Below are 22,621 nucleotides of genomic sequence, written 5' to 3'. Positions count from 1 at the left end.
TTATTAATTTAATCAATACAAATATAAAAACTATTAATTTGATTAATAAGTTAAACGCTCAGATATTTGCCACCTCAATTAACAACGTAATAATAAAGATGAAAAAACTAGTTACTTTAATCGCAATTTCCATAGGCTTGCTTGCTACTGCACAAAACAGCAACGAGAGCACTATGACTACTAATAATGGTGCCCCTGTAGGAGATAATCAAAACTCAAAAACTGTAGGAGAATACGGTCCTGTTTTATTAGAAGATATACATCTAGTAGAAAAACTAGCTGCCTTTGATAGAGAGCGCATACCAGAAAGAGTAGTACACCCTAGAGGTGCTGGTGCGTCAGGATACTTTGAAGCAACCAAAGATATGTCTGATTATACAAAAGCAGTATTATTTTCTAATGCTGGTAAAAAGACAGATCTAGCCGTACGTTTCTCTACGGTAATACATGGTAAAGGATCTCCAGAAACGGCTAGAGACCCACGTGGATTTGCTGTAAAATTTTATACAGAACAAGGTAATTATGATATCGTAGGGAATAATCTACCTATATTCTTTATCAGAGATGCCATTAAATTCCCAGACATGGTGCATTCTTTAAAACCATCTCCAGTTACAAATAAGCAAGATCCTAATAGAATCTTTGACTTCTTTTCAAATGTTCCAGAAGCGACACACATGTTTACAAGACTTTATACCGATTTAGGGATTCCTAAAGGTTACCAGTTTATGAATGGTAGTAGTGTACACGGTTATAAGTGGATTAATAAAGCTGGAAAAGTAACTTATGTAAAATATTCATGGGTTTCTAAACAAGGAGAAAAAAATCTAACCGTTGAAGAAGCTGCTGCACAACAAGGTAAAGACTGGCAACATGCCACAGTAAGTTTACGTAAAGATATAGCAGAAGGTAATTTCCCTCAATGGGATTTATATGTTCAAATGATAGAGCCTAAAGATCTTCATTCCTTTGATTTCTGGCCATTAGATGCAACAAAAGACTGGCCTGCAGATAAAATTGAAAAAATCAAAATTGGGACAATGACATTAAACCAGAATCCGATTAACTATTTTGAGCAAGTGGAGAGTATTGCATTTTCGCCTGGAGCGTTAATACCTGGAGTAGAACCATCTGAAGATAAGTTATTACAAGGTAGATTATTCTCTTACTTTGATACACAAAGACATAGATTAGGTCCTAATTTCCAACAATTAACGATTAACAAACCTCTAGAAGAACCTAACAACTACAACTCTGACAGTTGGGGTAGTTATGGTAATAAAAGGTTTAAAAATCCTGATGTAAACTACCAGCCTAGTACAAGGGTAGATTTAAAAGAAGATACTCAATACAAGCAATCTGAAACAACACTGTCTGATGTGACTATTACACAAAAGAAAATTACAAAGACCAATGATTTTGCACAAGCTGGTGATTTTTATAGATCTCTATCAAAAGGAGAACAAGATAATTTAATCAAAAACTTAGCTGGTGATTTAGGTCAGGTAACTGATAGAGCTATTAAAATGAAGATGATTACCTTTTTCTATAAAGCAGACAGGAATTATGGTATGAGAGTCGCTGAGGCTCTAGGTTTCTCAGCAAAAGATTTTAGAAATTAAAAATAAATTTTAAAAAGAGGATGCATTAAAACGTCCTCTTTTTTATCTCAATTATTATGAAACATATCATTACATTAATTTTATTAATTATGACTGCAACCCTAAACGCACAGTCCATTTTTGAGTACTCAAGAAATGGAGATATAAAAAATCTAGAAGCACTTTATCAGGTAAGTAACGATACCATTAATAGTGTGGACAGTAAAGGTTTTACACCTTTAATACTTTCTGCATATAATAATCAAACAGAAACTGTTTCTTTTCTTGTAAACAAAAAGGCAAATCTTAATGCAAAAGACCTATCTGGTAATACAGCATTAATGGGAGTTTGTTTTAAAGGAAGTTTTGAAATCGCAAAACTACTTATCGACAATGGTGCGGATGTTAATCAGCAAAATTTTAACGATGCAACAGCATTGATATATGCCAGCACCTTTGGACATACAGAGATCGTAAAATATTTACTAGCTCATAATGCAGATAAGACCATTCTAGATAATAGAGGGAACACGGCTCTTAAACATGCTCAAATGCAAGGCAACACTGATATAGTAGAACTATTAAAATAAAATTACTTAGTTAAGTTAGTTATGTTTTTTCACAATTAAGTAAAGAAAAGCTCTAGATATCTAGAGCTTTTTGCATTTATAGCTATGAACTACGTCTTTGTCTTTTACGCCTTTTCATACGCCATGGGGCGTTTAATATTAGGCATTTCTAATTACGATATTAACTCCTTATCAAATTTGTAAAACCACCACCATATGAATTCATAATAACTCTATCACTTATTAGAATTACGGTAATCTATAGGTCTTTTTTAATGCGTTAACTTTGCTGTTTCTAATAATAATCACATCCTTATATTTTAAAATGAAGCTTTAAGTTTCTAAAAATATAAGACGATGTCGCTTAATAAATAAACACCCACATGGAATCAACTGACTTAATGAACATCATTCAAGGAATTCCCAAGGCAGAACTTCATTTACATATAGAAGGTAGTTTTGAACCTGAATTGATGTTTCAAATAGCCGAAAGAAATAATATCACTCTAGATTATGAATCTATAGACGCTTTAAAAAAAGCCTATAAATTTAATAACCTGCAGGAATTTCTAGACATCTACTACACAGGTGCTCAAGTACTTTTAAAGGAAGAAGATTTTTATGACCTTACTTGGGCTTATTTAACTAAAGTACACAGTCAGAATGTGGTGCATGTAGAGGTATTTTTTGATCCACAAACGCATACAGAAAGAGGTGTTGATTTTAAAGTAGCTATTACTGGTATTTATAAAGCTCTAGAAAAAGCTAAGGAAGAATTACACATATCCTATCGATTAATCATGTCCTATTTAAGGCACATGACAGAAGAAGAAGCATTTAAAACTCTTGAAGAATCTTTACCATTTAAAGACTGGATTCATGGTGTAGGCCTGGACTCTTCTGAGTTAGGAAATCCTCCTAGTAAATTTAAAGAGGTCTTTAAGGCGTCTGCAGCACAAGGCTATAAACTTGTTGCTCATGCAGGAGAAGAAGGCCCAGCAGACTATATCTGGGAAGCTCTAGACATTCTTAATGTAGTAAGAATAGACCACGGTAATAGATGTTTAAGTGATGACGCACTGGTAGAAAGATTATTAAAAGAGAACATGGCTCTTACCTTGTGTCCTTTAAGTAATCTAGAGCTTAAAGTGATAGATAAACTAGAGGATCATCCGGTTGCAAAAATGCTGGATAAAGGTATTCTAGCCACCATACATTCTGACGACCCTGCTTACTTTGGTGGTTATATGAATGAGAATTATTATGAAACAGCAAAGGCTTTAAACTTAACTAAGGATCAATTACAACAACTGGCTATCAATGCCTTTGAGGCAAGCTGGTTAAGTGATAACGATAAGAAAAAGCACATTACTGATGTGAAAAATTACTTTCTTTCATTAAATTAATATAGATCGATTGCCCTACTCTTACCGGTGCTCTACTCTATCTTTAGAAGGTGGATATCATAAAAAAGGCTCACATGAATGTGAGCCTTTTTTTATTTATTATAAGTAGTGAAATGTTATTTACTGGCTTTGAAACTAGCTCTTTCTAGTTCTATTTTACTCAACAACTCCAATTGATCTTTCTCAAAAAGATCGTCCATATTAAATAGTTCAGGATCTATTTTTGTCGATTTATAATTATTGTAATCCTGTATAATTACACCGTTTTTGTTTCTACGGTTTACGCTTTCGCGAAAGCGATAACCACATTCTTCTTCACAATAAGAATATGCTAGATAATCGATAAGGTGGTCTTGCTGGTTGATCCAGTAAACAAAAACGTCTTCATGATCTTCTCCGCCACCTTCTTCATTAAAAGTTACTTCTATTTCATGATATGCCTTTCCTTTAATGCTGTCTTGTCCTATATATTTTAGGTTAATAGCATCGCCATCTAGACTATAAGGAAGCTGGGCAAAATATATAACAGAGTTAAGACTCGCACTGTATCGCTGGGATAAAGAGTCTGGTAAATTAATCTTTGCATCATTGCTATAACGGTAAAAACCACTGTTGTTAAGTCTATCTAGAATAGCGTCCTCACCTATCGTTAGATGACGTTCATAATTATAATTACCGCCTTCTCTTTTTACAGAATAATCTATACCTCTAAATGTAAAGTCTAGCTTCCCTTGTGATGCAAGGTCCGTCCCATGAGCTTTCATGGTTTCCATCATTATCGATCGAGGGTCTGGTGTATTAGAATCGCAAGAAATAAGAATCGCTGCGCTGCAAATAAATAGTAAAAAAATCTTTCTCATTTCACAAAGATATAAGAGAATCCCTAAAGGATTAAGGTATATTTGTCCTTTAATTATGGATTTTAAGAACAAAATAGAAATCAAGAATCGTAAAGCGCGATTTGAATACGAGATTCTTGATAAATACACCGCTGGTATTGTACTAGCAGGAACTGAGATAAAAGCTATACGATTAGGTAAAGCAAGTATCGCCGAGGGTTTTTGCGAGTTCAAGAATAATGAATTGTTTATTATTAATATGACAGTTCAAGAATACTCTCATGCTACTTATTTTAATCATGCGCCTAAACAAGAACGTAAATTACTTCTTAACCGTAAAGAATTAAAAAAACTAGAAAAAGGCGTTGCTAACTCTGGTAACACTATTGTACCGCTGCGCTTATTTGTTAATCAAAAAGGTCTAGCCAAAATAGATATCGCCCTAGCTAAAGGTAAAAAATTACACGACAAAAGAGAAACTCTTAAGGATCGTGATAATAAAAAACGCCTGGATCAGATTAAAAAAGAATTTAGAACATAATGGTTCTATTTATTATTTAATATTTTTTTTAAGCAACTATCTCTGTATCAAACCCTTTTAACTTCCAACTGCGTTGCATAATCTGTTTTCTCTTCGGCTGAAGGGAAAGACCGGACTGAGATTGGATTGCTACATTCTGATTATTTAAAATTTGTTGCGATAAAAGCTTTCCCTAGCCCTAAATGGTAGGTTTCTATTTCTTTATTCTAAAAAATACAACTTTATTTTCCGCATCCTTTAGGATTGAGGAGCGTAAAATTCATGAATTAAATAAGAAGTCTGCAGGTATGGTAAAATAGAAACCGTGAACATTTCATGATAACTAAAAGTTATTTTTGTTTTTAATAAAACTACTTTTATGAAATCCTATATTCTACTCTTTACTCGTTTGTTATTAGGTATTATTTTATTCTGGCAAGGATTAGGTAAAATAGCTACTTGGGGAATTGATAATGTGTATAAAAATGGTTTTGCTAGTTTTGAAGATAGTTTCTTACCCAACTTTGTGTTGAAATTTACAGTTTACTTTACTTCTTATGGAGAGTTTCTCACAGGAATTCTACTCGTATTAGGCTTTTTCAGAAAGCTATCTTATGGTGTAATCGCTCTTATTCTTTTAATTGTTTCTTTCGGTCATGGTATGCAATCTCCTATATGGGATTTACAAAATGTTTTTATACGAGCGGTATTACTAGTTTTTATAGCATGGTTTTATAAAGACGACTCTTTAAACATAGATAGGTTTCTATTCAAAAATAAAGAGGTCGTTTAAATCAAAATTTCTTAATTAAAAAAACACCGCGTCAAACCCTTTTGGTTTGCAACTGCGTTGCATAACTTGTTTTCCCTTCGGCTAAAGGGAAAGGTTGGACTAAGATTAGATTACAATCTTATGGTTTGATTACTAGCAATTATAAAGAACTTGCTGTGGTATAAAGCTTTCCCTTTTTCTAAAAGTAATTTTTACCGAAACCTTTCCCTAGCCCTAAAGGGTAGGTTTCTATTTCTTTATTCTAAAAAAAATACAACTTTATTTTCCGCACCCTTTAGGGTTGGGGAACGGAAAATTATCAAATTTAACAAGGGGTTTGCAGTGATGTAATTGACTTTTTTTTCAACCTATTTGTATACTTTTTCAAATCCCAGGCAACTATTTTAAAAATTCTTCGTCTTAACATTAGATAATTGTCATTAACACAATAACTTTATAGTCCGTTGTTTATTTGCAATCAACTAACAAACCACCAAGATGAATTACATTATTAAAACTACGATTACTTTTATTATCGGCATGTTGTTTTCTGTTTATGCACATGCACAATTAACAGGAACATTAACCGACTCAAATGAAGATCCCATTGCCTTTGCTTCTATATATATAAAAGGAACGTACAAAGGGACTACCACTAACCAGAATGGTAATTACACACTTAAACTAGATGGTTTTAAAGACTACGAGATCGTCTATCAGTCTCTGGGTTATCGACCTAAAACTATTCAAATTTCTTTTACTCAAAATGGCCAGGTGCAAAATGTATCTCTAGAAGAAGAGGTGGCATCTCTTGATGCGGTTATTGTAAATTCAGATGAAAATCCTGCCGACCGTGTGATACGAGAAGCGATCAAGAACAGAGAGATGAATCGTAAAAAGTTCTCAAGTTATAAAGCAGATTTTTACTCACGTGGAATATGGCGTATGAAAGATGTTCCAGAAAAATTTATGGGACAAGAAGTAGGTGATCTAGAAGGATCGCTAGATTCTTTATCACGCAGCGGTGTCGTTTACTTATCAGAAACGGTATCTGAAATAGCTTATGAAGCACCAGATAATTTTAAGGAACATATTATCGCTAGTAAAATATCTGGAGATGATAACGGTTTCAGTGCTAATAGTGCCGAAGAAGCTAATTTTGATTTCTATAACAACAATATAAATCTTAACAACCGTATCGTATCCCCTATTGCGGACTATGCTTTTGGGTATTACAAGTATAAATTATTAGGTACTTTTTATGACGAGAATAAATTCTTAATTAATAAAATAGAAGTGATCTCTAAACGTCCTAAGGATAACACTTTTAACGGTATTATTTATATAGTAGAAGATCAATGGACTATTTATGGTCTAGAAATGACCACTTTAGGTGAGAACATAAACGTACCTGTCATTGAGAATCTTACTTTTAATCAAGACTTTACATATGAGCCTAGCAGTGGTGACTGGGTAAAAAGGTCACAAAGTATTGACTTTATTTTCGCCTTTTTGGGTTTTAAAGGTAATGGTAGGTTTATAGCAAATTATACCAATTATAATTTTAAACCTGACTTTAACAAAGATTCATTCGGTCCAGAAGTATTAAGCTTTGAACTAGATGCAAATAAGAAAGATAGCACTTACTGGAGTAAAAAACGCCCTGTACCACTTACTGTTGAAGAATCTAATAATTATGTACGTAAAGACAGTATCGCTGCTGTGCGCAACGACCCTAAGTATAAAGACAGCGTGGACAGAGTGAATAATAAATTTCATATTCTTGACCCATTAACTGGTTACACTTATAGAAACAGTAAGAAAAATGAGAGTTTCAGCTATAATGGGTTATTAAATCCAGGTAGTTTTAAAGGTTTTAATACAGTCCAAGGATATGTAGTAGGTACCGGTTTTAGTTACTCAAAAGGTTATGATGACGACTATAACCGCAGTCTTTATGTAACTAGTAATATCAACTATGGAATATCTGATGACAGACTGCGATACACAGCGCGTGCTAATTACAGATTTAATAGAACTAATAGAAGAAACTTATCTGTTTATGGTGGTACAGAAGCTCGCCAAATCAACAACTCTAATCCTATAAGTGGTCTAGAAAACACTATTTCTAGTCTCGCATTTGAACGTAATTATGCTAAGTTTTATGAAGTAGACTATGCCGGTGCTAGTTATTCTGAAGAAATTGCAAATGGCTTTTACTTAAGTGGTAGACTGGATTATGAAAAACGTCAAGGGCTTAATAATACCACAGACCAGGTATGGTTTACTCAAAGTGATGTAGACTATACGAGTAACAATCCGCTGGGGTTAGATAATAACCGAGTGGCTACTATAGATGACCATGAACTAGTTAAAATAGGTCTAGGTCTTACTATACGTCCTGGTCAGAAATTCCAAAGTTATCCTGATCAAAAGTATAATATACGTAATGAAAAATACCCTACTATATCTCTAAATTATGAAGGTGCTGTAGCTGCTAGTAATAGCGATTATAACTTTCACCAGTTAAGAGCGAGCATTTATCAAAGTTTTGATATGGGTAACTTAGGTCGCAGTAGTTATTGGGTTAATGGTGGTACCTTCTTAGATGGTGATGACATTTCCTTTGTAGACTACCAGCACTTTAATGGTAATAGATTAAGATATAAGTTACAAGCCCTTAATCCTTATGGTTTTGGCTTGCTTAACTACTATGACTACAGTACAAATGGAGACTATGCACAAGTACACTTACAGCACGATTTTAAAGGTTTTGTACTAGGTAAAGTACCAGGATTAAATCGTTTAAACTACGACCTCATTTTAAGTGGTAAAGCTCTATTTACAGACCGCAAACCGTATTTTGAGGCTAGTGCAGGAATAGATAATATCGGTTTTGGTAAATTCCGTCCTTTCCGTGTGGATTATGTTTACAGCATGACTAGTGGTCGCAATTATGGTGCTTTTGTGGTAGGTATTAACTTTGGGTTATAGATGGATATTAATTCCGCTTTCGCGAAAGCGGATACCTAACAAGCGCTTTTAAAACAGTACAGATAATAGAAAAGACCAACTTAATAAGTTGGTCTTTTTTTGTTGTTGTGAATTCAAATAAGTAATAGAATTAAAACCAAATCTTAAAGTGAATATTGATGAAATAAAAAACACCTCTTTATTTGCATAAAGAGGTGTTTTATTAAAATACGAATGTCAATTTACTATTAAAGTCCTTCTTTAAGCTCTGCAATAGTTTTTGCCATTACTACACCAGGTAATTTTACCGGTGCTGCAACCTCAGCTATAAAAGTTCCTTTTACTTCTCCTCTTTTGTAAGTTGTAAAACCGATACGGTATAAACCTGCAGTAAGAGCTTTAGTCGGGCTACCTACTTCACTCTTATATCTTAATAAAGAGTTGTAACTGCTACCACTAGGTTGCTTAGGCATTTCACTACTGTCATCATTACTAGCTAGCGTAGTCCACGTTGCGCTTTTTACACCTTCTTCTGTAACATTTTCTTTTTGAAAAATAGTAGAACGCTCTAGAGTGATGTACGTATCAAAGAAATCTTCAGAAGATGCATTTTCTTTATAAGCAGCAGACTGTATTGCTTTCTTAATTTTGTTTTTTCCTACTGGAGATACCATTCTTACACCTAATTCTGGCGCTACAGCTGGTACCCATACATAAATGTAATAGAATTTCTTGCCATCTTCTACCGCGTCTTCATTACCTGGAGCTGCATACCCTACATAAGAGATTACATCTGTATAAGGTACTTTGATAGTTTTAGGTCCGATCTTTTTTTCGATAGAACTTCCGAATTTTTTCATTTTTTGAGCTTCTGCATTGAACATTGCGCAGAAAGCAAATACTGATAATACTACTAATTTAATTTTCATAATCTTTTAGTTAATTTGTTAATTATTAGGACACTCGTTATTTTAATTTAATTCAAAGGTTACAGTAACGCTATGTGGCTGTAAGGTCGTTGTACCATAGCTTTGTAAATATTGTGAGTTTGTATTTTGATCTGTTATACTCACAATTTCACCTATCGACTTATTCATTTTTCCAGCGATGGCTGTTGCTCTTTCTCTTGCGTTTGCAATAGCTTTTACAGAAAAATCTACTAGGTCTTGATCTGTTAACGCTGTTGTTTCTACCTCGATATTTGCAATAGACATTCCGGCAGACTTCAGATTTAATATCTTTCGTACCTCTTCTTTATTAGAGGTTTTTAAAAAATAATATGCTGATTCCCTGTTCTGACTATAAGCCATAGAAAACTCGTAATAGGTATTTCTTTTAAACCTATTAAAATCAATGTCTAGGTCTTTAAGTTTTTTAATTACGTTTTGTTTCACCTCTTTTAATGAAGTAGCTTCTACCTCTGCAGAGCCTTCATAAACTAATACTTGTTGTAGTGCGATGAGAACTACATAGTTCTCATCGACTAAATTTTTATCAGTTTCACCTATTACTGTAATGGTGTTTTCTTTTTCTTGAGAGTTTGCTATAATGGCAAGCAATAAGGCTATTATGTATAGGAGCTTTTTCATAAGAAAAATTGTTTATTTTGTTCTTAAAAGAATAAGATAGAAGCAACTATCATCCATGCACCTACAAATATTCCTACTATACCTAACTTACCTTGTTTAGGTGCTAGTTTTGCTCTTAAAGCATTTGCTTTTTCCTTAGCAGCTTCGTTTTTAGATAATACGTATTTGTTGATTAGGCTAAATCCTAACATGAATCCTAAAACAGCTTCTACTATACTACCTGCTAGTAATGTTACCCACCAGATAGGGAATGTAGAAATCCAACCTAGGTTTAAAATAGAAAATATAATTCCCCATATACCATAAAAGCAAAAGATCATACCGATCCATCCTTGGTAAGGCTCTATTTTTTCTAAAAGTTCTTTGGCATTAGGTTTTTTTGATAATAACAAAGATGGTACTGCGATGATGCTTAATAAGATTAGTGTAATTCCGAAAATCATAATGTTTGTTTTTAAGGTTAAATTTGTTTGTTTTATAATTGAAACATCTGGTTTATTTTAAGTTGATGTCTCTCATATTTCTTCTGCAAATTTATGTTGCTACTACAGTTTAAATAACCCCTTATTAAGTGAAAACGTATACCCTGAAAACAGGGTGTTTTAACATAACAACTTGTAAAACAATAGTTTAAACTTATATTTATTTACGATTACCGATTATAAAATCCATTTTAAATTTGGATTAAATGGAAAAACATAATTTTTTATATTTTGATGAATTGATCGCATTAATCTATCACTCTAAATACCAGTATTTAAAACCATATAGAAATAGAAAAGAGCTCTACAAATGATATAGAACTCTTTTTATAATAGGATATAGTATGAATGTCTTTTTTAAGAAACGTAACCTTTTTTAATAGCATATTTAGTCAATCCTGCTAGGTTTCTTACATTCAGTTTAGTAATTAGATTCTTGCGATAACTTTCTATGGTGTGTTTACTTAAAAAGAGCTTATCTGCTATCTCTTGGGTTGTATATTCTTCAGCAATCAAGGAAATGACCTCTACCTCTCTTTTAGTCAGTTTTATTTCTTGATCTTTATTTTTTTCAAATTTATTTTTAAGATAGATATCTTTAATCTCTTTTGAGAAGTACTTTTCGCCACTTAGAATAGTTTCTATAGCTTTTAAGAATTCTTCTTTTTGTGCATTTTTCTGTAAATAACCATCTACATTACTCTCAATAAGCTCGTCGATAATATCTGGAGTGTTATGCATACTCACGACTAGAGTTTTTACCGTACTCGATGTTTTTTTAATCCACTTATTTAATGCTATACCATCTACTTCTGGCATGGTAACATCTGTAATAACCAGATCTATCTTTTCGTCTTTATTAATAGTCATATACTTTTGAACATGACCACCGTGTTTTCCTGTATATAAGATGTTATAATTACTCTCTGTTTTAAGAATGCTTAATAAACCATCTAAAAACATTTTATGATCGTCAGCTATAATAAGATTATGCTTCATTTCTTTCTTCTTTAAAAGGAATCTCTATATTGATATTCACACCTCTATTAGGTTGAGAATCTATATGTAAAATTCCGTTATAGTTTTCTACTCTATTCTTAATATTTGTTAATCCTATACCTAATGTGGTCATAGCGATATCAAAACCAACACCGTCATCTTCATAAACAAAGAATAAGGACTCATTTAAAAGGTCTAGTTGTATATCTATTGTCTTTGCCTGAGCATATTTAAGCGTGTTGGTAGTTAATTCTTGAAAAATAGAGAACATTTCATTTTGTAAAACCTTATTCAACTTATTAATCTTTTCTTCGTCAAAAAAAGATATATTAAAAGTTATTTCACTGGCTTCTTCTACCTTGTTGATGTATTCTTTAACTAAAAATACAAAGTCGTTTTCTCTTATTTTTTTAGGTAATAAATTATGAGATAAATTTCTTACCTGCTCATAAGTATCATCTAGCTGGCTGTAAATTAACTTTAATTTATCTGGGTGATTAGATAGCTGGCTAAACTGTAATTTAATAGCCGCTAGATTACCACCTACACTATCATGCATCTCTTGTGCTATCTTCTTACGTTCTTGATCTTGCCCTCTTACCGCTGCTTTAATCAATTTAATTTCTTGGTCTTTTTTTAATGAAAGTACCTGTTGCTCATTTATTTCTTTCTCTTTTAAGTTTAATAAACTTTGAGCTTGTAGTTTTTGATAATAGTTAATTAACAATCCAAAAATAGGAACCAGTAAAATAAAAAATGCAGCAAGCACTACATATTTGATAGTCTTCTCTCTATCTAATTCTACTGCCTTTAAGGCCTCCTTTTCCTTAAGTAAAATAATTTCATTTTTACGGCGCTCTACACCATTTTGTAGCTGTAAAACTTGATTCTCATTTTGTTTTGCTATTATGGATTGTTGCAGTTTAATCTTTTCTAAATCTGCATCTTTGTTCTTTAAATTTAAACTCTTATTTAGGTTTTCAATTTTTAATAACTTGATCGTTTTTTCTTTTTCTAGAGTTTTAAACCTCACCTCTAGTCTATTCAGTTGTTTTTCGGTTATGGAATTATCTATAGAGTCTTTGATTTTCTGATACATTTTACCATAATTATAGGCATTTCTATAATCACCTTTTCTAGCCATTAATTTCTCTAACATCAAATAGCTATTCATTTCTATATCTAGATTACCTAAATTCATAGACTTAACTAGTGCGCTAGAAAAAATTAAAGATGCCTGACTATCATTTTTTTGATCGTATAAAATGGTTCCTATTTTACCAAGAGCAATAAGTTCGATATCAGAAAATCTATTTTTAAAACTAATATCCTTTGCGTCATAATAAGCTGTAAGTGCCTTATCTATTTCTCCTCTATTGATATGGTTATCACCTATGTTAATGATCACATTAACTAGTGCCTGTTTTCTAAAATCCTCTTTCTCACAAATGGCTTTTGCTTTCTGTAAATAGGTATTAGAGATTTCATATTGGGACAGAGAAGAATAAATCGAACCTAAATTGATGTAGCTGCCTAAAATAATCTCTTCATCATTAGAAAATTTTATACATTTTTTTAATAGGTCTAGTGCCTCTTCATTTTTTCCTAATGTAACATAAGTACTAGCTAGTCCATGTAAATGAGAATAGTAAAGATTAGTTTCTTTATACTTTTCACTTAATTGAGCACCTTTAATATGCCAGTTTTTACTTTCCTGATATAAACCTTTATTTTTATTATTTAAAGCCAGTAATTGATAAGATAATATAGTGAGCCGTATACCTAAAGAATCGCTAACTGTATTCTTGCCCTTAAGCGCTTCATACGTATAATAGATAGAAGAATCTGTACTTACATATTTGTTATGGTAATAAGCCAGCAGCAAATGAGTATTAGTAATCGACTTTTTAAACTTAAAGTTTTTAAGAGCACGATGTGCTTCTTTATATGCCTTATTATCCTCGCCATTATTATAGTAATAAAACAACTTATCTACTATTTCATCCTCTGTTTCAACACTATAATCAGTTAGTTGCCCCATACATAGTGATGCATAGCATAAAAAGAATAAAGCTAGTATGTATTTGGGCCTAAAAAGCATGCACAAATGTAGGTATTGCATTACTCAAAAACATCCCAAAATACAGGGGTTTATTGATTTTTTATCAAATCAAAAAACAACTTTTTCACACGTCTTAAATAAGAGATACACATTCTCATTTTTTTCTAAGTACACATCACTAAAACTAAAAACAAAGTAATGATTATCTCTAAAATCACTAACTTCACAGTCTATAATTAAAGAAAGTACAGCTCTTATAATAAAACAGGTCTTTAGATCTATTAATTTACTGAACCAGCACTTATTACGACTTTAATACATTTCTTAATAAGTGATTAAAGATTAATAAACAGAATTAAAATAAAGTAAGATAAAATGAAAAAAATTGCCCTATTACTATTCGTTGCAGGTTTAACATTCTCTTGTACAGAAAAAAAAGAAGAAAAAGCAACTGAAGAAGTCGCTACAGAAAAAACAACAGAGACTACCTATAACTATAAATCTGACCAGACTACTTTAACATGGACAGCTTATAAAACACCCCAAAAAGTAGGAGTTTCAGGTACCTTTGACACAATTAAAGTTACTGGTAATAAAGCATCTAATAATGCTGAAGAAGTACTAGCCGGTGCTGCATTTAAAATAGACGGACTTTCTGTTAATTCAAAAAATGAAATACGTGATCCTAAACTAGTAGAGTTTTTCTTTAAAAACCTAGTAAACCCTACGTTTAATGGTGAATTCGGTACATTTAATAACGGTACGGTAGATGTTACATTGAACTTCAATGAAGTAGAAAAAGTAATTCCATTTACGTATACACTAGTAGAAAATAAGTTAACTATTAATGGTACTATCGACATGATAGAAGACTTTAATGCTACAAAATCATTTGACGCTATTCATGAAGCATGTAAAGAATTGCACAATGGTAAAACATGGCCAGATGTAGCTATAGAAGTTGTAGCACAATTATAAAAACAACATCTTTTATAGATTTAAAGCTCATAGATTCACTAACATGAATTTATGAGCTTTTTTATTAATTCTATTTGTAGCTTTGAATAGAAGATTATTAAATGTTTTTTTCCTGAAAAAGAAGAAGAAAATTAAAGTAATAGTTTGATATTGATCTCGCTTTCGCGAAAGCGGAACAAAAAAAAGCCTCCTTGCTTTATACATTCTTAGCTTAAAAAACACCTTTACTCATTATTACTAGAGCTTAAACACCACAACAAATGAAATTAAAAAGAAATCTAATCTATACAGTGCTACTTCTCAATAGCTTGATCTTAATAAACTGTAAATCTGAAGAGAAAGACCTAAATAATTCTGAATACTCTACATCTAAATCACCTAGCGAGGTGTTATCTATCATAGAAGAAAGTACCATCACTCTAGGTAACGGAGATTATATTAAGGATATCAAAGATTTTACTCATGAAGATTATTTTTATACGGTAAATGATGGTGAAGATTGGGTAATTTATAAAACACCTAACTCGGGCGGCACGACAAAAAACTCTAGCAATACCAGGTCTGAATTGCGCCTTAAGGATGAGTGGATTCCAGAAAATGGAGGTCAATTATCTGGCACCTTAAAAGTAACACACGTATCTACTAACGGAGATGCTAGAGTTGCAGCAGCCTATTCTGTCGTGGTAGGTCAAATACACAGTAAAGAAGGAAACGAGAATGAACCTATTAAAATATTTTATAAAAAATTCCCTGGCCATACTAAGGGTTCTGTTTTTTGGAATTATGAAATCAATACCAAAGATGATAATTCAAAAAGATGGGATTATTCTACTGCGGTATGGGGTTATGACATGTCTGTAGTAGGTCCAGAATCAAATACAGCACCAGAAGAACCTGCAGATGGGATAGAATTAGGAGAAGAATTCAGCTATGTAATAAATGTCTCAGACGGTATTATGGAACTTACTTTTACCAGTCCAGGACACGAAACCGTTAATTTTTCTAAGGATTTACTACATACAGAATTTGCTGCCAAAGAAGATCTCCCTAAACAAATAACAACACTGTATGCCTCTATAGGTAGAGACGGCACAGAGATGGCACATTCTTATGCAGGAGAAATTCAGTATTTTAAACAAGGTGCTTACAATCAAGCAAATGGAAAGGACCCTGAAAAAAACATCGTATGGAATACAGGGTCTGACATTTATAATGGCGATTTAAAAAAACAGTATGAAAACGGTAGTTATGCCGAAGTATGGTTTAAAAAAGCTAGCCATAAAGTAAATAAGGCTAGTAAATAACAAGAAGAAAAAGCTGTTAAAGAGAGGTAATCGATATCTTAATCTCTCTTTATACGTTTCATGAATTCTATAATATAAGGCTTAACTAATTCAGGTCGTCCCCATGAGATTTCATGACCTGTATTAGGTATGGTGATAATCTCTATATTAGGAAAAACACGCTCTGTATATGACACGTTTATATAAGGGACAAGATCATCTTTATCTCCATGTATGTGCATGATAGGAACAGTCACTTTTTCCCAATCTTTTTCTATTAAAGCAAGTTCTTGTGCATGCGTGGTTTTCTCATCTCCAGCAACACGATAGCCCGTAGGCACTAACCAGCGCGTTAACCAGTATTGTGTAAGGTCAGACTGCCATACTCTTTGTTCATTATCTGGATCAATGGCCGGCGATACCATCATCACACCTTTTACGTTTTCATTTTCTAAAGATAATCTTGCAGCTAGTGGTCCTCCATAAGAAGCGCCTATTACAATCATATTTTTTAAATTAAGAGAACTTACTACTTCATTCATCACCTTGGCTTGCGTATCTATAGAAGTTAATGACTCACCAAAGTTAGAATACCCATAACCTGGTCTGTCTATAGCATGTAGGTTTGCCTTGTTGTACAATAAACTATCTTTAAGATAACGTCTCCAGGCACTTAGCGAACTAGGAGAACCGTGTAAAAAAACAAGATTGATATCGTTATCTTCTTTTGTAACACTTTGAATACGCACATTAAGGTCTAGACTATCTATAGCTACATAAGAGATATGAGATAGAGCGTCTATCTTAGAAAAGGAGGTTGTTATTTCTTCATCATTTAAACGGTATTGTAAACTGCTACAAGAGGTTAAAAACAAACCACCTATTACTATTAAAAATATGTTTTTCATAAAAAGGTGTATCACTAAGCCCAGCGGTAATGTATCAAACAGATATCACAAACGACAGGTTCCTTTTCATAAATTTTACTTAAGAAAGTTTACATTTGACTAACCAATTATTAACCAAACCAGATTTAACATGTTAGAAATATTCTTAGTTGTTTACTTATCAAAAAAAATAGGAAAGATTCTAGAAGAAAAGGGACACAAAAAAGGATGGTATATCGCCATCTTTGTTATTACATGGTTTGCGTCAGAGATTGCTGGTATGTTAATAGGTGCAGTACTTTTTGAAGATGCTCCTGTCTTAATGTACGTTATAGCTTTATTAGGTGCTGGTGCAGCATATTTTGCAAACTATTACTTTGCAAAATCGTTACCAGACATAACCTTACAAGGTGGTCAACAAAACTTGAGCACCTCTACAGAGGAGTGGTAATACATTCTTAGTATTTTTAAACCTGAACCGTTTTAATTCTTACCACCTAAAAATGGTACAAATCTAAACTCGCCAAAGGTTTCCTTTGAAAAGTCTGTTGCGCTTTCTCTAATAATTAAAGTCATAATTTGTGGGTCACTACCTACTGGAATCACTAGCCTACCTCCTATTTTTAGTTGGCTCAATAATGTTTGAGGTATTTCTGGTGCTCCACAAGTAACGATAATAGAATCAAATGGAGCTTCTTCTGGCAGCCCTTTATAACCATCGCCAAAAACATATTTTCTAGGGCGATAATTCAGTTTTCTGAAAAGTAAATTGGTCTTCTTATACAATTCATTCTGTCGCTCTATCGTATAAATTTGAGCTTTCATTTCTAACAGTACAGCACATTGATAACCACTACCTGTACCTATTTCTAAGACCTTATCTCCTGGTTTTAATTGCAGTAACTGACTTTGAAAAGCAACCGTATATGGGTGCGATATCGTCTGGTCTGCTCCTATAGGAAAAGCCTTATTCTGGTACGCATGCTCTAAGAATGAACTGTCTAGAAATAAGTGTCTAGGTACTTTATTCATCGCATCTAGTACAGACTCATCAGTTATTCCCTTTGAACGCATCAACTCTACCAGCTGGCGTCGTTTTCCTTTATGTATGTAATTATCTTTGATAGGGTCAAAAATAGTTTCCTACATTCTATTTTCAATTGAAAAAGTCCAACTATTTTTCAACAAAAGATTGTCAATTAAATGGGATAAGATTCTGTTTACTCATTTTTATTTAACAATCATTTCCCTATTTTTACAAAAACGCAATTACTATGCTTAAAGCAGGAGTTCTCGGTGCTGGTCACCTAGGTAAAATTCACCTTAAATTATTACAACAAAGCGAGCGCTATGATTTGGTAGGTTTTTATGATGCAAATCCTGAGCACGCTGCACAAATAGAGGCAGATTTAGGTTACAAATATTTTTCTGACATTGATGAGTTAATCGCTGCTTGCGATATGATAGACGTAGTCACTCCTACTTCTTACCATCATCAAAGTGGTGTAAAAGTTCTAGAGGCAGGAAAACATTTATTCATAGAAAAACCGATTACTGTAACCGTAGAAGAAGCAAATGAATTGATCTCGCTTTCGCGAAAGCGGAACCTAAAAGGTCAAGTTGGACAAGTAGAACGTTTTAACCCAGCATTTAGATCGGTAAGTGATCGCATAGAAAGTCCTATGTTTATTGAAACACATCGCCTAGCAGAGTTTAATCCTCGCGGTACAGATGTAAGTGTGGTGCTAGATTTAATGATACATGATATAGATGCTATTCTTAGTGTGGTAAACAGCCCAGTTAAGAATGTGAGCGCTAGTGGAGTTTCTGTAATCTCTGAAACTCCAGATATCGCAAACGCGCGTATAGAGTTTGAAAATGGATGTGTGGCAAATCTTACTGCCAGTCGCATCAGTTTAAAACAAATGCGTAAAGCGCGCTTTTTTCAAAAAGACGCTTATATATCGGTAGATTTTTTAACTAAAAAGGTAGAGGTGGTACGCATGAAAAATGCACCAGAGGTTCCAGGAGATTTTGATATGATTTTACAAAATGCCGAAGGAATCAAAAAACAAATCTATTTTGATAATCCAGATGTAGCAGATAATAACGCCATTCTAGATGAATTAGAAACCTTTGCAGACGCTATAGAAAATGATACCAGACCTATCGTTAACCTAGAAGATGGTACTGCAGCACTAGATGTAGCTTTAAAAATAATTAAAGAGTTTAAGTCTTTATAGATAGTAACTCGATATTATAAATAGAATTAAATATTCTGCATTGTAGGCAGGATGATAATCATAAATTAAAAACTAATTACTTCATATTGTGATGGTTTAAATGTTTTCACAGGAGTAATTATTACTAATTAGAAAAATGAAAAACATTACAGTTATAGGTGCAGGAACCATGGGAAATGGAATCGCACACACATTTGCACAATCAGGATTTAAGGTTGCTCTAGTAGATATTTCTCAAGAAAATATCGATAGAGGTTTAAACACCATCGCAAAAAACCTAGATCGCATGATTGCCAAAGAGCGTATCACAGAGGCTGACAAAGCAACTACTCTAGGCAACATTACTTCTTACCTAGATTTAAAAGCTGGTGTTGCACAAGCAGATCTAGTGGTAGAAGCAGCAACTGAAAATGTAAACCTGAAACTAAAAATATTTGGTGATATGGATGAATTTGCACCAGCAAATTGTATTCTATCTACTAACACGTCTTCTATATCTATTACTCAAATCGCAGCGGTAACAAAACGTCCAGAAAAAGTAATAGGAATGCACTTTATGAATCCAGTGCCTATTATGAAACTGGTAGAAATCATAAGAGGTTATTCTACTAGTGACAAGGTTACTAAGACCATCATGGAACTTTCTAAGCAGTTAGGTAAAACACCTACAGAGGTTAATGATTATCCAGGCTTTGTAGCAAACCGTATATTAATGCCTATGATTAACGAGGCTATTGAGACACTTTATAATGGCGTTGCTGGTGTAGAAGAAATCGACACGGTAATGAAATTAGGTATGGCGCACCCTATGGGACCGCTTCAACTAGCTGACTTCATAGGTCTAGATGTTTGTTTAAGTATTCTCAACGTGATGCACGACGGTTTTAAAAACCCTAAATATGCACCATGTCCACTGTTAGTTAATATGGTTATGGCTGGTAAAAAAGGTGTGAAATCTGGAGAAGGTTTCTACGACTACTCTACTTCTAGAAAAGCAGAAGTTGTAAGTGCTAGTTTTAAATAAACACCATAAATGCCTACAATAAAACCATTTAAAGGAGTACGAGCCACCGCAGATAAGGTTGCGCATGTAATATCGCGCACTTATCAAGATTATGGTAAGAAAGAACTTAAGGCGCAGCTCAAGTACAATCCTTATAGCTTTTTACAAATTTTAAATCCTGGTTATAAATTTAATCAAGAGATAACTGGACTGGACCGGTACAGTCTCGTTAGAAATAGATATTTAGAATTCAAAGAAGAAGGATATCTAGTAGAAGATGAAAAGGCTGCTTTTTACATTTATGAAAATATAGATCCGCATCACAGTTATACTGGTATCATAGCTGGTACGAGCACAGATGATTATCTTAATAATAAAATTAAAAAGCACGAGGATACTTTAAGTTTAAAAGAAAATCTCTTTAAAAATTATTTAAAGGCCGCTGGTTTTAATGCAGAGCCTGTTTTACTTACCTATGAAGATAGATCTGAGATCAATCAACTAATAGCCGAAGTTAAAACCACTCCTCCAGATCAACATTTTTCTACCACAGATTTTAACTCTCATAAAATATGGCCAGTTACAAATCCTCAATTAATAGAAAAAATAGAAAAAGAATTTAAAGAACTCTCACAACTTTACATTGCAGACGGTCACCACCGCAGCGCCAGTTCTAGCCTACTGGCACAAGAAATGGGTGATAAAAAAGAGAGTTATAAATTTTTCATGAGTCTTCTCATAGCAGAAAGTCAGCTTAACATTTACGAATTTAACAGACAGATAAAAGATCTTAATGGTCTTAATAAACAACAGTTTCTCATGAAACTCGATCAACATTTTAGAATACAAAATCGCGGTTTAGAACTCTATAGACCTTCTAAGAAACACCATTTTAGCATGTATCTAGATGGAGAGTTTTACAGTCTTTATTTGCGTAAAGGACTTTTAAAAGAGTTGACTCCTTTGCAGGATCTGGATCCGCAGTTATTGTATGATCTTATTTTAGATCCTATTTTGGGTATTAAAGATTTACGCACAGACAGTCGCATACAGTACAGTTATGGAAAACATGACTTAATGCATATGAAAGAACGTGTGGATAAAAGAGAATTCAAAGTTGGTTTCGGCTTATTTCCTACTACGGTAGAGCAAATGAAATCCATAGCCGATGCTGATTTGAGAATGCCGCCCAAGAGTACGTATATACGCCCCAAACTACCTAGTGGTTTGATAATTTATGAATTTTAAACATGAGCACAATTAAAGAATCTCTGTTACGCTTTCGCGAAAGCGTGCAACCAAAAGTTACTCTAGTAGCAGTAAGTAAAACCAAACCTACAAGCGATCTAGAAGAGGCTTATGAAGTTGGTCAACGCATTTTTGGTGAGAATAAGATTCAAGAAATGACCGAAAAATGGGAAACGCTACCCAAAGATATCGAGTGGCACATGATAGGCCACACGCAACGTAACAAGGTGAAATACATGGCGCCTTATGTTGATTTAATTCACAGTGTAGACTCACCTAGATTGCTTAAAGAAATTAATAAACAGGCAAAAAATAACGATCGTATCATTAATTGTTTATTACAAGTGCATATTGCTCAAGAAGAATCAAAATTTGGTTATGACGAGCAAGAGTTGATTACTCTTTTAAACGATGCGGCTTTTAAAGAATACGAAAATATTCAAATTAAAGGCCTCATGGGAATGGCTACTTTTACCGATAATGAAGACCAGGTGCGTGCAGAATTTAAAAGTCTAGCTGCTACTTTTAATAAAATTAAAACAGAAAACTTGTTAGATTCTAGACATGAATTTACAGAATTATCTATGGGTATGACTGGTGATTATAAAATAGCTCTAGAAGAGGGCTCTACTATGGTACGCATAGGTAGTGCCATATTCGGCAATAGGAATTATTAATATTAATAAGCTTAAAAGTCATGGAGCTATCCCTTAGTATACCAGCACTATTATTTCCAGCGATTTCACTAACCATGCTAGCATATAACGCTAGATATCTTGCTATCGCTGCCTTGATACGAAGTTTGCACCGTCAGTATGAAGAAAACGCATCAGAAACTATAAGACTGCAAGTAGAGAAGTTAAGAAAACGACTTACAATCATTAAGAATATGCAGGCTGTTGCTATACTTAGTTTCTTACTAGCCGTGACTACCATGCTGCTGATATATCTAGAACTCAGTTTTTGGGCAAATATAGTTTTCGGTACTAGTCTAGTTGCTTTAATGGTGTCTCTCATACTTTCATTAATAGAGGTACAACTATCTACCAAAGCATTAAGTATACAATTACAAAATATAGAAAAGAAAGAGAAATAAACAGATAGCGCACGTTCTAGAATAGTTTTAAAAGCCTTGTGAATTTGTTTTCACAAGGCTTTTATATGTTG

The 22,621-nt window shown here is 33.3% G+C and carries 22 protein-coding genes; 14 read left to right on the top strand and 8 right to left on the bottom strand.

Annotated features, from left to right (window positions below):
- Positions 1-98: 98 nt before the first annotated feature.
- The 3 genes from ACJJVN_RS06705 (at position 99) to ACJJVN_RS06695 (ending at position 3,576) form a co-directional block, all read left to right on the top strand.
- Positions 99-1,622, top strand: a complete 1,524-nt coding sequence (locus ACJJVN_RS06705; protein WP_405377561.1) for a catalase — start codon at positions 99-101, stop codon at positions 1,620-1,622.
- An 89-nt stretch (positions 1,623-1,711) separates the two neighbouring features.
- Entirely contained in the window at positions 1,712-2,191 is a 480-nt protein-coding gene (locus ACJJVN_RS06700; RefSeq protein ID WP_405377560.1) for an ankyrin repeat domain-containing protein, read from the top strand.
- A 362-nt stretch (positions 2,192-2,553) separates the two neighbouring features.
- A complete protein-coding gene (locus tag ACJJVN_RS06695; RefSeq protein WP_405377559.1) occupies positions 2,554-3,576 on the top strand; it encodes an adenosine deaminase in 1,023 nt (340 codons plus the stop codon).
- Positions 3,577-3,692: 116 nt separating this feature from the next.
- On the opposite strand, the gene ACJJVN_RS06690 is transcribed toward ACJJVN_RS06695, so the two are convergent.
- Positions 3,693-4,436: a DUF6503 family protein gene (locus tag ACJJVN_RS06690; RefSeq protein WP_405377558.1), complete on the bottom strand. Its 744-nt coding sequence runs from the start codon at positions 4,434-4,436 to the stop codon at positions 3,693-3,695.
- 55 nt (positions 4,437-4,491) lie between these two features.
- On the opposite strand from ACJJVN_RS06690, the gene smpB reads away from it, so the two are divergent.
- The 3 genes from smpB (at position 4,492) to ACJJVN_RS06675 (ending at position 8,701) form a co-directional block, all read left to right on the top strand.
- Entirely contained in the window at positions 4,492-4,956 is a 465-nt protein-coding gene (smpB, locus tag ACJJVN_RS06685; RefSeq protein ID WP_104516734.1) for an SsrA-binding protein SmpB, read from the top strand.
- Positions 4,957-5,314: 358 nt separating this feature from the next.
- On the top strand, positions 5,315-5,728 hold the full coding sequence (locus tag ACJJVN_RS06680) for a DoxX family protein (RefSeq protein WP_405369269.1): 414 nt from the start codon (positions 5,315-5,317) through the stop codon (positions 5,726-5,728).
- A 477-nt stretch (positions 5,729-6,205) separates the two neighbouring features.
- The gene (locus ACJJVN_RS06675) at positions 6,206-8,701 is read left to right on the top strand and encodes a DUF5686 and carboxypeptidase regulatory-like domain-containing protein (protein ID WP_405377557.1); all 2,496 of its coding nucleotides are present in this window, start codon (positions 6,206-6,208) and stop codon (positions 8,699-8,701) included.
- Between the two features lie 227 nt (positions 8,702-8,928).
- Here the strand turns inward: ACJJVN_RS06675 and ACJJVN_RS06670 are convergent, their stop codons facing one another.
- From ACJJVN_RS06670 to ACJJVN_RS06650, 5 genes are all read right to left on the bottom strand, one after another.
- Positions 8,929-9,609: a Lipl32 family lipoprotein gene (locus tag ACJJVN_RS06670; protein WP_405369273.1), complete on the bottom strand. Its 681-nt coding sequence runs from the start codon at positions 9,607-9,609 to the stop codon at positions 8,929-8,931.
- Positions 9,610-9,651: 42 nt separating this feature from the next.
- Positions 9,652-10,269 (bottom strand): SIMPL domain-containing protein, encoded by a 618-nt coding sequence (locus ACJJVN_RS06665; protein WP_405377556.1) that lies wholly within the window; start codon positions 10,267-10,269, stop codon positions 9,652-9,654.
- 23 nt (positions 10,270-10,292) lie between these two features.
- Positions 10,293-10,712, bottom strand: a complete 420-nt coding sequence (locus tag ACJJVN_RS06660; RefSeq protein ID WP_348115399.1) for a hypothetical protein — start codon at positions 10,710-10,712, stop codon at positions 10,293-10,295.
- 396 nt (positions 10,713-11,108) lie between these two features.
- Positions 11,109-11,750 carry a response regulator gene (locus ACJJVN_RS06655; RefSeq protein ID WP_405369277.1) on the bottom strand — a complete coding sequence of 214 codons (642 nt, stop codon included), beginning with the start codon at positions 11,748-11,750 and terminating at the stop codon, positions 11,109-11,111.
- Positions 11,740-13,791, bottom strand: a complete 2,052-nt coding sequence (locus tag ACJJVN_RS06650) for a tetratricopeptide repeat protein (RefSeq protein ID WP_405369279.1) — start codon at positions 13,789-13,791, stop codon at positions 11,740-11,742. Before ACJJVN_RS06650 ends, ACJJVN_RS06655 begins: the two co-directional genes overlap by 11 nt.
- Before the next feature lie 396 nt (positions 13,792-14,187).
- Here ACJJVN_RS06650 and ACJJVN_RS06645 point away from each other — a divergent pair, with 396 nt between their 5' ends.
- Together ACJJVN_RS06645 and ACJJVN_RS06640 are read left to right on the top strand one after the other, a co-directional pair.
- The gene (locus ACJJVN_RS06645; RefSeq protein WP_104516738.1) at positions 14,188-14,790 is read left to right on the top strand and encodes a YceI family protein; all 603 of its coding nucleotides are present in this window, start codon (positions 14,188-14,190) and stop codon (positions 14,788-14,790) included.
- A gap of 260 nt (positions 14,791-15,050) precedes the next feature.
- A complete protein-coding gene (locus ACJJVN_RS06640) occupies positions 15,051-16,094 on the top strand; it encodes a polysaccharide lyase family 7 protein (protein WP_405377555.1) in 1,044 nt (347 codons plus the stop codon).
- Positions 16,095-16,132: 38 nt separating this feature from the next.
- On the opposite strand, the gene ACJJVN_RS06635 is transcribed toward ACJJVN_RS06640, so the two are convergent.
- Positions 16,133-16,981 (bottom strand): alpha/beta fold hydrolase, encoded by an 849-nt coding sequence (locus ACJJVN_RS06635; RefSeq protein ID WP_405377554.1) that lies wholly within the window; start codon positions 16,979-16,981, stop codon positions 16,133-16,135.
- A gap of 130 nt (positions 16,982-17,111) precedes the next feature.
- Here ACJJVN_RS06635 and ACJJVN_RS06630 point away from each other — a divergent pair, with 130 nt between their 5' ends.
- A complete protein-coding gene (locus tag ACJJVN_RS06630; protein ID WP_405377553.1) occupies positions 17,112-17,411 on the top strand; it encodes a hypothetical protein in 300 nt (99 codons plus the stop codon).
- Between the two features lie 32 nt (positions 17,412-17,443).
- On the opposite strand, the gene ACJJVN_RS06625 is transcribed toward ACJJVN_RS06630, so the two are convergent.
- Positions 17,444-18,085 (bottom strand): protein-L-isoaspartate(D-aspartate) O-methyltransferase, encoded by a 642-nt coding sequence (locus tag ACJJVN_RS06625; RefSeq protein WP_405371227.1) that lies wholly within the window; start codon positions 18,083-18,085, stop codon positions 17,444-17,446.
- 149 nt (positions 18,086-18,234) lie between these two features.
- Between ACJJVN_RS06625 and ACJJVN_RS06620 the strand changes: the two genes are divergently transcribed.
- The 5 genes from ACJJVN_RS06620 (at position 18,235) to ACJJVN_RS06600 (ending at position 22,550) form a co-directional block, all read left to right on the top strand.
- On the top strand, positions 18,235-19,203 hold the full coding sequence (locus tag ACJJVN_RS06620) for a Gfo/Idh/MocA family protein (protein WP_405369285.1): 969 nt from the start codon (positions 18,235-18,237) through the stop codon (positions 19,201-19,203).
- 136 nt (positions 19,204-19,339) lie between these two features.
- Entirely contained in the window at positions 19,340-20,227 is an 888-nt protein-coding gene (locus tag ACJJVN_RS06615) for a 3-hydroxyacyl-CoA dehydrogenase family protein (protein WP_405377552.1), read from the top strand.
- A gap of 9 nt (positions 20,228-20,236) precedes the next feature.
- Entirely contained in the window at positions 20,237-21,454 is a 1,218-nt protein-coding gene (locus ACJJVN_RS06610; RefSeq protein WP_405377551.1) for a DUF1015 domain-containing protein, read from the top strand.
- A gap of 2 nt (positions 21,455-21,456) precedes the next feature.
- A complete protein-coding gene (locus ACJJVN_RS06605; protein WP_405377550.1) occupies positions 21,457-22,131 on the top strand; it encodes a YggS family pyridoxal phosphate-dependent enzyme in 675 nt (224 codons plus the stop codon).
- 20 nt (positions 22,132-22,151) lie between these two features.
- A complete protein-coding gene (locus tag ACJJVN_RS06600; protein ID WP_405377549.1) occupies positions 22,152-22,550 on the top strand; it encodes a DUF2721 domain-containing protein in 399 nt (132 codons plus the stop codon).
- The last annotated feature ends 71 nt before the right edge of the window (positions 22,551-22,621 follow it).

The organism is Nonlabens sp. Asnod3-A02, from assembly GCF_045063755.1.
In the GTDB taxonomy this organism is placed as follows: Bacteria; Bacteroidota; Bacteroidia; order Flavobacteriales; family Flavobacteriaceae; genus Nonlabens; species Nonlabens xylanidelens.
The sequence above is the reverse complement of the archived record's forward strand: the minus strand, read 5'-3'. Positions and strand labels throughout refer to the sequence as shown.